Here is a 12,731-nt window from a genome sequence, read left to right as displayed (position 1 = left end):
AAAATGATGTTGTTCAGCGATCAATGTTTCAAGCTGTTCACGACAGGTGAAAGGCAACTTGCGGTAGCCTGCCGCAACGGTCTAGTGTCGCGTCACTTCAAGGACCGCTCAGGGGGAACCAATGCTGCAATGGCTCGATAGTGTGGCGGGTCCCGGCTATGCCGCGGCACTTCTGTGGACGTTTGCCGCGCTCGTCCTGCTGGTCATCGTTCTCCTCATCATCAAGCTTGTCCGCAACCTGACGTTCGGAACCTTTGTCGCCGGCGGCAGGAACCGCAAGACGAGGCTGGCCGTCATGGATGCCACCGCTGTCGACAGCCATCGACGGCTGGTGCTGGTGCGCCGCGACGATATCGAACATCTGCTGCTGATTGGCGGCCCTACCGATGTCGTCGTCGAACGTGACATCAGGCTGTCGGCGCCACGCCGCCCGGCACTGACCGGAGATGGCGGTCACCAGCCGGCTCCTCCCGCGCCCAGGCCCCGCGCGCCTCAACCGGCTCCAGCCCCCGCTCCCGCGCCGGTAAGGCAGGCGCCGGCTGCGCAGCCAGTCAACGTGGCCCCTGCTCCTCCGCCCGCACCAGCGCGCCCTCGCCCCGCAACACCCGCACCTGCATCGGCGCCAGCACCAACACCGGCACCCGCTCCGAAACCCACACAGAACCACCAGCCGGCCAAGGTGAGCCCGCTCCCCGTCTATGGAGCGAATGCAAACCGGCAGGCGCCGATGGCAACACAGGATTCAATCGACGACACGCTGATGAAGGAACTTGAAGTTTCGCTTGAGCAACCTCGGCACGCCGCCCCCACTGGCAAGACAGCGCCAAAGGCGCCGCCGTCTCTCGATGACGAGATGACGAAACTGCTGGGCGAACTCTCCAGCCAGAAACGGAGCTAAAGGCCCGTCACCGGGAGTATCGCACGCCGGCAACTTGCCGCCGTGAGCCACTCCGCACAACTGGCTTCACAGATACAAAAATGGCCGGGCGAACCCGGCCATTTCAAATCAATGTCGCCAATGCAGCGCCGCTGCAAATCCCGACTTAGTCGTCGCGATAGACTTTCTCGCGGCGCTCGTGGCGTTCCTGCGCTTCAATGGACAGGGTCGCGATCGGGCGGGCGTCGAGGCGCTTCAGCGCGATCGGCTCGCCGGTTTCCTCGCAATAGCCGTAAGTGCCTTCATCGATGCGTTGCAAGGCGGAATCGATTTTTGAAATCAGCTTTCGCTGGCGGTCGCGGGCACGGAGCTCGATGGCACGGTCGGTTTCCGAGGAGGCACGGTCGGCAAGGTCGGGGTGGTTGGCGTTTTCCTGCTGCAGGATTTCGAGAGTTTCGCGCGCTTCGCGCAATATGTCGTTTTTCCAGGTGACGAGCTTCAGGCGAAAGTAGGATTTCTGCCGTTCGTTCATGAACGGCTCGTCTTCGGAGGGTACGTAATCGGCGGTAACGATGTCGTTCATTCGACTCACCCAAACAGCCCCAAATTTCGCGCTTATATATTCGCCGTCCGACGCCTGCACAAGCGCAATCGGCCCCGGTCTCACGCAATTGTTAGTGCCTGGCGCGCAGGCCTTTTACAGTGCCGGTGAGAGCAAATTCACGCATGATTCCTCACGTACCAAGGACAGCGCCATTGTGCGCAAGGCCTTTCTGATGGCTAATCCTGTTTCGACTTCGGCGCCTTTCGCCGCTCAAGACCAACGGGGGTTCGGTGAGCAGACTTTATCTGTTGAGGCACGCCAAGGCCGGATGGGCGCTCCCCGGCGTCCGCGATTTCGACCGTCCGCTCGACGCATCCGGCCTCGCCGACGCCGAAAGGATGGGGGCCGCGATGCGTGCCCGCTCCTTTGTGCCGGACGTGACCCTGTGTTCCAATGCACGGCGGGCGCGCGAAACCCTGGAGGGCCTGGCCGGGCAGGCGGACACCGGACGGGTCCTGTTCCTGGACACGCTCTACAGCGAGGATGCCGCCGGCTATCTGGCGATCATCCGTGATAATGGCGGGCCAGGCTCCCTGCTCGTCATCGGCCATAATCCGATGATGGAGGACCTCGCCATGGCGGTCTCGGGCAATGGTGACGAGGCGGCCTTGGCGATGCTGAACCATGGTTTTCCAACCTCAGGTCTCGCGGCGATCCGTTTCCCCGGCAATCTTGCCGATGCGACCCGGGGCTTGGGCTATCTCGAGGCATTCCTGACGCCCGCCGATCCCTGATGCCATTTCAAAGCCGGACTCCATTGCCTATATCGGAGCGTATCAAGGGGTCACGGCCCAAGCCCGAGAGAGCAGATTTTGGCATCATCGCTGACCACCTTCACCGACGAGGCGAGAATTGCGCTCGACACACTGTCGGGCCGCGCGACGGGGATGTTCTCACCGTCGTTGCGGCTTGGCGTAACAGGACTGTCACGCGCCGGCAAGACAGTGTTCATTTCGGCGCTGGTGCACAATCTGATCCATGGCGGACGCCTGCCGCTATTCGAGGCGCAGAAGTCCGGGCGCATCGCACGCGCTTTTCTCGAGGAGCAACCGGACGACGCCGTGCCACGGTTTCAATACGAGGATCACATAGCGGCATTGGTGAACGACCGCGTCTGGCCGGATTCGACGCGCGCCATTTCGGAACTTCGGCTCACTATCGAGTATGAATCGGCCTCGGGCTGGAGCCGCATGTTTTCGGCCGGCAAGCTGTCGGTCGACATCGTCGATTATCCCGGTGAATGGCTGCTCGATCTTCCGCTGCTTGGAAAATCCTACACCGATTTCTCGCGCGAGGCCTTCGAGATGGCGGCGCTGCCGGTGCGCGCCGACCTGTCACAGGAGTGGCGAGCCTTGTCGGGCGAGGTCGCCGCCAATGCGGATGCCAACGAAATGACCGCACGGCGCCTTGCCGAAAGTTTCGCTGCCTATTTGAAAGCATGCAAGCTCGACGAGCGCGCGCTTTCGACCTTGCCACCTGGCCGCTTCCTGATGCCGGGCGACCTGGAAGGCTCACCCGCGCTGACGTTCGCCCCGCTTCAGGACCTGGGCGACAAGCGGGCCCGCCCCGGGTCGCTGCACGCCATGATGGAGCGGCGCTACGAGGCCTACAAGACCCATGTCGTAAAACCGTTTTTCCGCGAGCATATTACGCGCCTCGACCGCCAGATCGTCTTGATCGACGCCATGCAGGCCCTGAACGCCGGCCCGGGCGCCATGGCCGACCTGGAGCGGGCCGTCACCGAAATCCTTTCCTGTTTCCGGCCCGGGCGCGGTAGTTTCCTGACGGACCTGTTTTCGCGGCGCATCGACCGCATACTGGTCGCGGCGACCAAGGCCGACCATTTGCATCATGAAAGCCACGACCGCCTGCAGGCGATCGTGCGGCGGCTTGCCGACCGCGCCGTGGCGCGGGCGAACTTCACCGGCGCCGATGTCGATGTGGTGGCCATGGCCGCGGTGCGCGCGACGCGGGAAGGTACGGTGAAGCAAGGCAGTGAAACGCTGCCGGTCATCATCGGCACGCCCCTCAAGGGCGAAAAGATCAATGGCGAGACATTCGACGGCAACACCGAAACCGCCATTTTCCCCGGCGACTTGCCGGAGAAGATCGACGCGGTGTTCGACGTTTCCGAACCTGATCATCGACAGAACAGCGACGATCCCGCCATCCGCTTCGTGCGCTTCCGCCCGCCCAAACTCGAACGCACGGCCGAGGGCGTAACGCTGTCGTTGCCACACATCAGGCTCGACCGCGCCCTGCAGTTCCTGATCGGAGATCATCTGGCATGACCGCGCCCCGCAAACCGGCGGCATTCCGCATCGAGCCGGAAAACGCGCCCAAGCAAGAAGCGCCGGAACCCCGCCGCGCCCATGCCGAGGTCACGCGAAAGCCACGGTCCGTCAGGACCGATGTCGCCGTTGTCGTGCCAGCCGAGATCGATGTTTTCGACGAACCGGACATCATCGCCTCCGAGCCGCCGCCATCGGTCGCACCGAGAAAACGTTCGCTGCTCGCCAGCATCTTCTTCGGTGCATTCGGCGTGCTGGTTTCGCTGGCCGTGGGATTGTGGACCGACCAGTTGATTCGCGATCTGTTCGAACGCGCCGCATGGCTGGGCTGGCTGGCCGCCGGAATGGCCGCCATCGCCGTACTGGCGCTTGTCGTGATCCTCATCCGCGAGTTCATGGCGATCGCCCGCCTCGCCGAGGTCGAGAAGCTGCAGAAGAGGGCGCTCGACGCCATCGCCCGCGACGATCCAAAGGCCGCCCGATCCGTCGTCGACGAATTGTCAGCCTTTGTCGCGGGCAAACCAGAGACCGCTGCCGGTAGACGTTCTCTGGCGGAACTGCGCGGTGAAATCATCGACGGCGGCAATCTGGTGCGGCTGGCGGAGGCCGAAATCCTCGGCCCCCTCGACGCCCGCGCCAAGGTGATGATTCTCGAGGCTGCAAAGCGCGTTTCGCTGGTGACGGCGGTCAGCCCGCGCGCGCTCGTCGACGTGGCCTATGTCGTGTTCGAGGCAGGCCGGCTGATCCGACGTTTGTCGGAACTTTACGGCGGAAGGCCAGGCACGCTGGGCTTTTTCCGCCTGGCGCGAAGCGTCCTTGCCCATCTGGCGGTTACCGGATCGATCGCCGTCGGCGACAGTTTCGTCCAGCAGATCGTTGGCCATGGCCTGGCGGCGCGGCTCTCCGCAAAGCTCGGCGAGGGCGTCGTCAACGGCATGATGACGGCGCGCATCGGCATCGCGGCGATGGAAACGGCACGCCCCCTGCCCTTCAGCGCCTCCCGACGGCCTGGCCTGGGTGATTTCCTGTCGGCATTGACATCTTTTGCAACGAAGAAAGACAACGAAACAGCGACCCCCGGCAAGTGAGCGGCATTGCTGTTCAAAGGCCTCGAGGATGCAAGATGACGGCTCGCCAGTGACGAAGCATTAACCAATCTTGTTCATGGTCAGCTGAGTTCCAAACAGCCTCTTTGTTGCCGGGTGTCGTCGATGAAAAGCGTATTATTGTCCAGCGTTCTGCCGATGGCGATCGCTGCTGCCACGACGGTCAGCCTGGTCGAAAAGGCTTACTCGGCGGAGCCCGACAAGCAGTTCTTCCAGACGGCCGAAGGCAAATGGGTCGGCCCGGGCGAAATCATCGCCGGCAAGTACAAGGGCACGAAATTCACCTGCACGTTTACCGGCACGACGCCGGGCAGCAAGCTGGGCATGACGCTCGATGGCGGTTGCCGCGTCGGCGTGTTCACTCAGGCCATGTCGGCAACAATCGAACACAAGGGCCGCGAGGGTTACAAGGGCAGTTTCATGGGCGGCGCCGCCGGCTCAGGCCTAGATATCATCGGCGGTAACGTTGTCGATGCGCGCAAGGTCGTCTTCACCATCAACCGCAATCAGTTGCGCGGCGTCATGCAAGCCCGCATTCCCGACGACAATTCGATGACCGTGACGATCGCGGTGCGCGTCGACGAACAGTTGGTGCCCGTCATCGGCATGAGCCTGAAGCGGGTCGATACGGTCGAGGTCGGCTCGATCACGCCAAACTGAATATAGTCGGTCGAGTTCAAAAAAAGCGGCGGCCATTGGCCGCCGCTTTCGCATTGTCAGGCTTCCAGCTCAGCCTTTGACCGCCGCGATCATGTCATCATACGCCTTGCAGGCTTCGGCCGCCGTCGTGGCGCCCTGATACTTGGTTGTCACCGCCTGGACCTTGGCCGTGAGGTCGGCCGCCTTGGACGGATCCTTGGTGATCGCGGCCTGCAGTGCAGCGGTCAGATCCTGCCCCTTCTTGGTCAGCATTTCGGTGGTGCACTCCGGCGCCTTCGAACAGGCCGAACCGGCGAGTGCCGCAACACCAACGGCAACAAGCAAAAACTTCTTCATGTCAGTCATCTCCTCAGAAAGGGCCGCGACTTGATCGTCGTCCGCCCTTCAATGGCCAAAGCCGAGCGTCCATAACCCTCGATTGCGGCAACAAGCAACGCAACCCCCGCGTAAACTTGTGTAACGCGTCTGCAATATTGCCGGGCCTGGATTTCGCACTGTTCGATTTCCAACGAAGCCCCTATCTTTGCCACCTTGTAGGGCTGCATGCGCGGCTATCCTCGAACGAACGGAATGACCGGCATGGCGGCAGAGGCAGCGGGCAGCGATCTCGTCCAGGTGGTGGCGTTGCTGGCTGCCGGCGTTGTCTCCGTACCCATCTTCAAACGGCTTGGGCTCGGTTCCATCCTCGGTTACCTCGCCGCCGGGGTGGTGATCGGCCCGTTCGGTATCGGCATCTTTTCCGAATCACAGGCCATTCTTCATGTCGCCGAACTCGGCGTCGTCATGTTCCTGTTCATCATCGGGCTGGAAATGCAGCCGTCGAGACTCTGGGGCCTGCGCCGTGAGATTTTTGGCCTCGGCGCGCTGCAGGTCGGCATGTGCGCCCTCTTGCTGACCGGCGTCGGGCTGGCGGGAGGTTTCTCGATATCGCAGTCCTTCGTCGCGGGCGCCGGCTTCGTGCTGACGTCGACCGCCATCGTCATGCAGATTCTGGAAGAGCGCGGTGAGCTCTCTTCTCCCAAGGGACAGCGCATTGTCTCCATTCTTCTGCTCGAAGACCTGGCAATCGTGCCGCTGCTGGCACTGATCGCCTTCCTGGCGCCGGGCGGCGCCGATACAAGCCTGACCGAACGGCTGACGGAAGTCGGTATTGGTCTTGGCGCGATCGTCGGACTGGTGGTGGCCGGACGCTATCTGCTCAATCCGTTCTTCCGTATCCTGGCGGATGCCCGCGCCCGCGAGGTGATGACGGCCGCGGCGCTTCTGGTCGTGCTGGGTTCGGCGCTCGTCATGCAGCTCAGCGGCCTGTCCATGGCGATGGGCGCCTTCCTGGCCGGCGTGCTCCTGTCCGAATCGACCTTCCGTCATCAGCTCGAAGCCGACATCGAGCCGTTCCGGGGCATCCTGCTCGGCCTGTTCTTCCTTGCGGTCGGCATGTCGCTCGACCTGCATGTGGTCGTCGAAAACTGGCGGCTCATCGCCATCTACGTCGTCGCCTACATGGTGATGAAGGCCATCGCCATCTACGCCGTCGCCCGCGTGCTGAAAACCAGCCACAAGGAGGCCCTCGAACGTGCGGTCTTCATGGCGCAAGGCGGTGAATTTGCCTTCGTTCTCTATTCGGCCGCCGCCGCCGTCGGCATCATCGACAGCCAGGCCAACGCGACGCTCACGGCAATCGTCATCATCTCCATGGTGTTGACCCCGCTGGCGATCGTCGCATTGCGCCATTTGACTCCCCGCGATGAACAGTCTCTCGAAGGTGTCGACGTTGCCGAAGGGCTTACCGGCAGCGTTCTGATCATCGGCTTCGGTCGCTTCGGACAGATCGCCAGCCAACCGCTGCTGCTGCGCGGCATCGATGTCTCGATCATCGATAATGACGTCGAAATGATCCAGGCAGCGGCCGATTTCGGCTTCAAGGTCTATTACGGCGATGGCACGCGGCTGGATATTCTCCATGCGGCTGGGGCTGGGCGGGCGCGCGCGGTGCTCATCTGCGTCGACAAAGCCGATGTCGCGGTGCGCATCGCCGAACTCATCAAGGCGGAGTTCCCGCTGCTGACCGTTCTGGCGCGCGCTTTCGACCGCGGGACCGCATTGCAGCTCATTCGTGCCGGCGTGGACTTCCAGCTTCGCGAAACATTTGAATCGGCGCTTGTGTTCGGCGGTTCCACTCTCGAGGCGCTGGGCGTCGATCCGGAGGAAGTGGCTGATGTGATCGAGGATGTGCGGCGGCGGGATGCCGCCCGCTTCGAGTTGCAACTCGCCGAGGGCATCCGAGCCGGGCAGCGCTTCCTGAAAGGCAATATCGGCACGCCGATCCCGACACCTCTTGCCCAACCACGGCGCCCTGGTCAGGCCCTCAATGAAGAAACCGCGGGTGTGCTGCACAAATCCACGCCTGCGAACGAAACAAGGCCCTGATCGTGAAACGGGACGCCAACGCCCTGTCGGTCACCAAATTCTGGCGCGACGCCGGGCCGGACGCCTGGTTCGAGAAGAACGACGCCTTCGACGCGGCCCTTCGCGAACAATTCCTCGACCTGCACTACGCCGCCGCGCGCCGCGAGTGTGACGCCTGGTCCGAGTCGCCCGAGGGTTCGCTGGCGCTGATGATTCTGCTCGATCAGTTTCCAAGGAACTGCTTTCGCGGCACGGCCCACATGTTCGCCACCGATCCCCTGGCACGGCATTTTGCTGGAAAGGCAGTCGCTGCCGGCCACGATATGAGGCTCGATGCGCAAATCCGCATCTTCCTCTATTTGCCTTATGAGCATTCCGAGCTGTTGGCGGACCAGCTTGAATCGATGAGGCTCATGACCGAAAGGGCCAAGGACTATCTCGAATATGCGGTCCAGCATCGAGACATCATCCAGCGGTTCGGCCGTTTTCCGCACCGAAACCGCATGCTCGGCCGCGAAACCACGCAGGAGGAACAGGCCTTTCTCGATGGGGGCGGCTTCTCCGGCTGAACGCTCTCACGCCTTTGCCGGTATCGCCTAGGCCTGCCACCAGCCGCGGCCGGTAGGCAGCCGCTCTATGCCGGCGGCGTCAACGGCAACGGCGTCGAGCCGTTCCGCCACGCTCTTGCCGCCAACCGCAAGGCCGGGCGCGATCTCGGCCAGCGGCGCCAGGACGAAGGCACGCTCCAGCATGCGCGGATGTGGCACTTCCAGCCCTGTCTCGTGAATGATGCGCTCGCCATACACAAGGATATCGATGTCGATCAGTCGCGGTCCCCAGCGCTCCTCGCGCACTCGCTTCAGCCTGCGCTCGGCGTCGAGGCACAGCTCAAGCAGGGGGCGCGGCGCCAGCGTGGTGGATATCTCGGCGGCCGCATTCAGGAAATCGGGTTGGTCGAGCTTGCCCCAGGGCGGCGTGCGATAGAGCGATGAAACCGCGACAACGCGTGTGTTGTCGTCGGCATCGAGTATCCGCAACGCAGCGCCCATTGATTGCTCGGGATTGCCAAGGTTGCCGCCCAGGCTCAAATAGACAGTGTTACTGTGGCCAGGCAACGGTCACCTCGACATAATCGAGCACACCGGGCACCGGCGCATTCGGCTTGCGCACCGTGATCTCGGCTTTATTGATCTGCGGAAAGCGATCCGTCAAAGCTTTTGCCACTTCGAGCGCCAGGGCCTCGATGAGAAAGCGCCGGTGGCCGGTGACGATCTTCTCGATCACCGCGAAGGCAATGCCGTAATTGACGGTCTCCTCGATGGAATCATCGACGAGCGCCCGGCCGGGCTCGACCGTGAGCGCGGCATCGACATAAAAGCGCTGGCCAAGCGTCTCCTCCTCGTCCAGCACGCCATGGCGGGCAAAGAAGGCGCAGTTCTTCATGCGGATGACGTACATCGTGCTCAGCGTCCTGCCGGGTTGGGTTCACGCGCCAGCATAGCATCCGCCACGGCCAGCGCGTCCACGTTGATTGCGACATCGTGGACGCGAAACAGATGCGCGCCCTTGAGCCTCAGAATGACGCTTGTCGCGACGGTGCCAGCTCCCCTGCCCGTCGGCTCGCGACCTGTAACCGCGCCGATGAAGCGCTTGCGCGACGTGCCGGCCATCAGCGGAAAGCCCAGCGCATGCAACTCGGAGAATCGCGCCATCAGGTCGAGATTTTCTTCCGCCGTCTCCTTGGCGAAGCCAAAGCCGGCATCGAGCACGATCTGCTCGTCGCCGATGCCGCTGCTGGCCGCGATTTCCAGGGATTTCCGCAGGAACAGCAACTGATCGTCGATGACATCGGGGAGCTTCTGGCGGCCACGCCCGGTATGCATGATGATAAGGCCGGCACCGGTTTCGGCCGCGACGTTGGCGATACCGGGCTCGCGCTGCAGGCCCCACACGTCATTGACGATGTGCGCGCCGGCAGCGACGGCGCGCCGGGCGGTCTCCTCGCGGTAAGTGTCGACAGAAATCAGCACGTCGCCAGAGCGGGCCAAGGCCTCGATGATCGGCAGGACGCGGTCCTGCTCCTGGCTTGCGGAAACCGGCTCCGCGCCGGGCCTTGTCGATTCGCCGCCAATGTCGACGATCAAGGCGCCCTCCGCCGCCATGCGGCGCGCCTGGATCATCGCCTGATCCGGGACATCGAACAGGCCGCCATCGGAAAAACTGTCGGGCGTGACGTTGAGGATGCCGACAACCACGGCCTTGTCACCAAGGTCGAGATGGCGTCCATGCGCCAACCGCCATCGCCTCGTCATCATTGCCAATCAACCATGTCTGATCCAACAAGGATCAATTCCGTTGCGCCGGCAACGGCCGTAAAGCAAGGTGACCGAAGAGGCAACATGATGAAACGACCCCTGCTCTGCGCGTTTATGCTCGGTCTTGCCGCGGTTCCAGCGAACGCGGCGACACTCGTGAAGACCTACAGCTACTTTGCCATCCGTGGCAGCACGCTCGACGAGATTCAGAAACAGCTTTCGGAGCATGGTCCCGAGGTGAAAACCAGCGGCGGGACTCGGCATCCCGGCGCCACGCAGATGTCGTTCACCACCCGTACCAGGTATGCGGAAAGAGCGGACTCTTGCCGGATTGTCGACGCCAGGGTGACGGTCAAGGTCAAGGTGATCCTGCCGCGGTGGCGTCAACCGAGAAAGGCCGATCCGGATGTGAAGCTGTTCTGGGACACCTTATCGGCCGACATCAAGCGCCATGAGGAACGCCATGTCGAGATCGCCAAGAACCACGGCCGCGAACTCGAGGATGCGCTCAAGGCCACCTACCCGCGGAAGACTTGCAAGGCCGTCAGGGAGAAAGCCGCGGAAATCACCGCCGCGATACTGGCCGAGCATGACCGGGCCCAGGTGCAATGCGACCGCGTCGAAAGCGTCAATTTTGAAAGCCGCATCGTGCGGCTGATGCGTTATCGCCTCGAGCGTATGCAGAACGGCCAGTTGCCAGGTTGACTTGTGCCAGTCGGTAACGATTTAGGCACTGGCGGCGCCCTTGGCTCGACACTTTACGGGCCGTCTGCTATTTCCGCGCCGCTGTTGAAGGAAACGCGTGCCGGTCGGTAGTCCGGCGATCCCGCGAGGCGGGATCCGAAACCCCGTCGTCCCAACGAGGTCCACAGCTGAATTCCAAGGCTCCGACATGCGTCGCCGGCAACGGCGCGGCGGCAGCATGAATTGGCCTTGGAGAAGATGCCCGGCAAAGGCCGGCTGGAGTGAATTGATGGATCAGGTCGTCAACAAGGAAGCACCTCCTCTAACGGAGAGTGAGAAGAACGCCATCATCGGCGGCGTGCTCCTGTCGATGTTGTTGGCGGCGCTCGACCAGACGATCGTTGCCCCGGCCATGCCGACCATTGGCCGCTCGCTCGGCCATGCCGAATACCTGCCGTGGATCGTCACCGGCTACCTCTTGACCGCCACCGCCGTGGCGCCGCTCTATGGCAAGATTTCCGACGTCTATGGGCGCCGGCCAACCGTCTATGCGGCAATCCTAATCTTCCTCGCCGGATCGCTGGTCAGCGCCATGGCCCCCAACATGTTCGCCCTCGTCCTGGGACGTGCCATCCAGGGCGCCGGCGGCGGCGGCCTGTTCGCGTTGACGCAGACCGTGGTCGGCGACCTTGTTCCGCCGCGCGAGCGGGCGCGCTACGCGGCTTGGTTCTCGGGTACGTGGGCCGTCGCCAGCGTCGCCGGGCCGCTGCTCGGCGGCACCTTTGCCGAGCATCTGCACTGGTCGCTCATATTCTGGATCAACATTCCGCTTGGTTTCGTAGCAATGGCGATCATCAACAAACCGCTCAAGAAGCTTCCGATCGCCGCAAAGAACCACAGTATCGATGGCCTCGGCGCGCTGCTTCTGATCGTCGCCACGGCACTGCTGCTGCTCGCCCTGAACTGGGGCGGCAGCGCCTATCCCTGGGTATCGCCGGAAGTCATTGGCGTGCTGGCCTGCTCGGCGCTGTTTTGGGCCGCCTTTGCCTTGCGGCTGATGCGGGCGGCCGAACCGCTGATATCGCTCGAAGTGTTGGGCAACCCGATCGTCCTGGCAGGCACGCTGTCGATGTTCCTGCTCCAGGCCTCCAGCGTCGGCCTTGCCGTCTATCTGCCCGTCTATCTGCAGTCGATTCTTGGCCTGACGGCCAGCGAGTCGGGCATTGCCATGCTCGGCCTTCTGCTTGGAACCGTCGGCGGCGCGGCCTCCAGCGGCCGCCTGATACCACGCTTCACGCATTACAAGCGCATCGCGATGGTCGGCGTCATCTTCGCCACGCTATGTCTTGGCCTGCTGGCCTTTTTCGCCGGCCATGCATCGCTGCTTGTCGTCGAAGTGCTGACCATCTGTATCGGATTGGGAACCGGGACGACATTCCCGGTGACCACTGTATCGGTACAGAACGCCGTCGACCGGATGCATCTTGGCGTCGCCACGGGCGTCCTGACCTTCCTGCGTTCGCTGGGCAGCGCGCTTGGCGTCGCGATACTAGGCGCCGTCGCCCTGGGCTTTGGGCTGCCTCTTGCCGGTGAAGGCGTGCGGATGACAGGCCACGTGGCGTCCGCCCTGCCGTTCGAGATGATCTTTCTGGTCGCGGCGGCCACTTTGGTGCTGGGGCTCATCACGCTGACGCTGATGCCCGAAAAGGAACTGCGCGGCCACATGGACAATCCGGCGCCGATCCTGGCGGAGTAAGAACGGAGCTGATCCCGCAAGGCGAGACGCGA

Annotated in this window: 14 protein-coding genes; 9 read left to right on the top strand and 5 right to left on the bottom strand. The window is 62.9% G+C overall.

Annotation, left to right across the window (positions count from 1 at the left end):
* The first annotated feature begins 121 nt into the window (after positions 1–121).
* The gene (locus ACO07C_RS03795) at positions 122–898 is read left to right on the top strand and encodes a hypothetical protein (protein ID WP_421912899.1); all 777 of its coding nucleotides are present in this window, start codon (positions 122–124) and stop codon (positions 896–898) included.
* Positions 899–1,043: 145 nt separating this feature from the next.
* Here the strand turns inward: ACO07C_RS03795 and dksA are convergent, their stop codons facing one another.
* A complete protein-coding gene (dksA, locus tag ACO07C_RS03790) occupies positions 1,044–1,460 on the bottom strand; it encodes an RNA polymerase-binding protein DksA (RefSeq protein WP_006202025.1) in 417 nt (138 codons plus the stop codon).
* A gap of 251 nt (positions 1,461–1,711) precedes the next feature.
* Here dksA and ACO07C_RS03785 point away from each other — a divergent pair, with 251 nt between their 5' ends.
* The 4 genes from ACO07C_RS03785 (at position 1,712) to ACO07C_RS03770 (ending at position 5,538) form a co-directional block, all read left to right on the top strand.
* Entirely contained in the window at positions 1,712–2,215 is a 504-nt protein-coding gene (locus ACO07C_RS03785; protein WP_421912898.1) for a SixA phosphatase family protein, read from the top strand.
* 78 nt (positions 2,216–2,293) lie between these two features.
* Positions 2,294–3,772, top strand: coding sequence for a YcjX family protein (locus ACO07C_RS03780; protein ID WP_421912897.1), 1,479 nt, complete (start codon positions 2,294–2,296; stop codon positions 3,770–3,772).
* Positions 3,769–4,860, top strand: coding sequence for a YcjF family protein (locus tag ACO07C_RS03775; RefSeq protein WP_421912896.1), 1,092 nt, complete (start codon positions 3,769–3,771; stop codon positions 4,858–4,860). Before ACO07C_RS03780 ends, ACO07C_RS03775 begins: the two co-directional genes overlap by 4 nt.
* Before the next feature lie 123 nt (positions 4,861–4,983).
* Positions 4,984–5,538, top strand: a complete 555-nt coding sequence (locus tag ACO07C_RS03770; protein WP_421912895.1) for a hypothetical protein — start codon at positions 4,984–4,986, stop codon at positions 5,536–5,538.
* A gap of 69 nt (positions 5,539–5,607) precedes the next feature.
* Here the strand turns inward: ACO07C_RS03770 and ACO07C_RS03765 are convergent, their stop codons facing one another.
* On the bottom strand, positions 5,608–5,874 hold the full coding sequence (locus ACO07C_RS03765; protein WP_354458687.1) for a hypothetical protein: 267 nt from the start codon (positions 5,872–5,874) through the stop codon (positions 5,608–5,610).
* Positions 5,875–6,117: 243 nt separating this feature from the next.
* On the opposite strand from ACO07C_RS03765, the gene ACO07C_RS03760 reads away from it, so the two are divergent.
* Together ACO07C_RS03760 and ACO07C_RS03755 are read left to right on the top strand one after the other, a co-directional pair.
* Positions 6,118–7,965 (top strand): monovalent cation:proton antiporter-2 (CPA2) family protein, encoded by a 1,848-nt coding sequence (locus ACO07C_RS03760; protein WP_421912894.1) that lies wholly within the window; start codon positions 6,118–6,120, stop codon positions 7,963–7,965.
* A gap of 2 nt (positions 7,966–7,967) precedes the next feature.
* A complete protein-coding gene (locus ACO07C_RS03755; RefSeq protein ID WP_421912893.1) occupies positions 7,968–8,513 on the top strand; it encodes a DUF924 family protein in 546 nt (181 codons plus the stop codon).
* A 27-nt stretch (positions 8,514–8,540) separates the two neighbouring features.
* Here the strand turns inward: ACO07C_RS03755 and folK are convergent, their stop codons facing one another.
* From folK to folP, 3 genes are read right to left on the bottom strand one after another with little or no spacing between them, the layout of a single operon-like run.
* Positions 8,541–9,059: a 2-amino-4-hydroxy-6-hydroxymethyldihydropteridine diphosphokinase gene (gene folK / locus ACO07C_RS03750; RefSeq protein ID WP_421912892.1), complete on the bottom strand. Its 519-nt coding sequence runs from the start codon at positions 9,057–9,059 to the stop codon at positions 8,541–8,543.
* Complete coding sequence (gene folB, locus ACO07C_RS03745; RefSeq protein ID WP_421912891.1) at positions 9,043–9,402, bottom strand: dihydroneopterin aldolase; 360 nt, start codon at positions 9,400–9,402, stop codon at positions 9,043–9,045. Before folB ends, folK begins: the two co-directional genes overlap by 17 nt.
* A 5-nt stretch (positions 9,403–9,407) precedes the next feature.
* The gene (gene folP, locus ACO07C_RS03740) at positions 9,408–10,259 is read right to left on the bottom strand and encodes a dihydropteroate synthase (protein WP_421912890.1); all 852 of its coding nucleotides are present in this window, start codon (positions 10,257–10,259) and stop codon (positions 9,408–9,410) included.
* 84 nt (positions 10,260–10,343) lie between these two features.
* On the opposite strand from folP, the gene ACO07C_RS03735 reads away from it, so the two are divergent.
* Both ACO07C_RS03735 and ACO07C_RS03730 read left to right on the top strand, forming a co-directional pair.
* Positions 10,344–10,964 carry a DUF922 domain-containing Zn-dependent protease gene (locus ACO07C_RS03735; protein ID WP_421912889.1) on the top strand — a complete coding sequence of 207 codons (621 nt, stop codon included), beginning with the start codon at positions 10,344–10,346 and terminating at the stop codon, positions 10,962–10,964.
* A 268-nt stretch (positions 10,965–11,232) separates the two neighbouring features.
* Positions 11,233–12,699, top strand: coding sequence for an MDR family MFS transporter (locus ACO07C_RS03730; RefSeq protein WP_421912888.1), 1,467 nt, complete (start codon positions 11,233–11,235; stop codon positions 12,697–12,699).
* Positions 12,700–12,731: the final 32 nt, after the last annotated feature.

The organism is Mesorhizobium sp. (assembly GCF_965229135.1).
In the GTDB taxonomy this organism is placed as follows: domain Bacteria; phylum Pseudomonadota; class Alphaproteobacteria; order Rhizobiales; family Rhizobiaceae; genus Mesorhizobium.
Note: the sequence above shows the minus strand (reverse complement) of the source record. Positions and strands in the feature narration are given on the sequence as shown.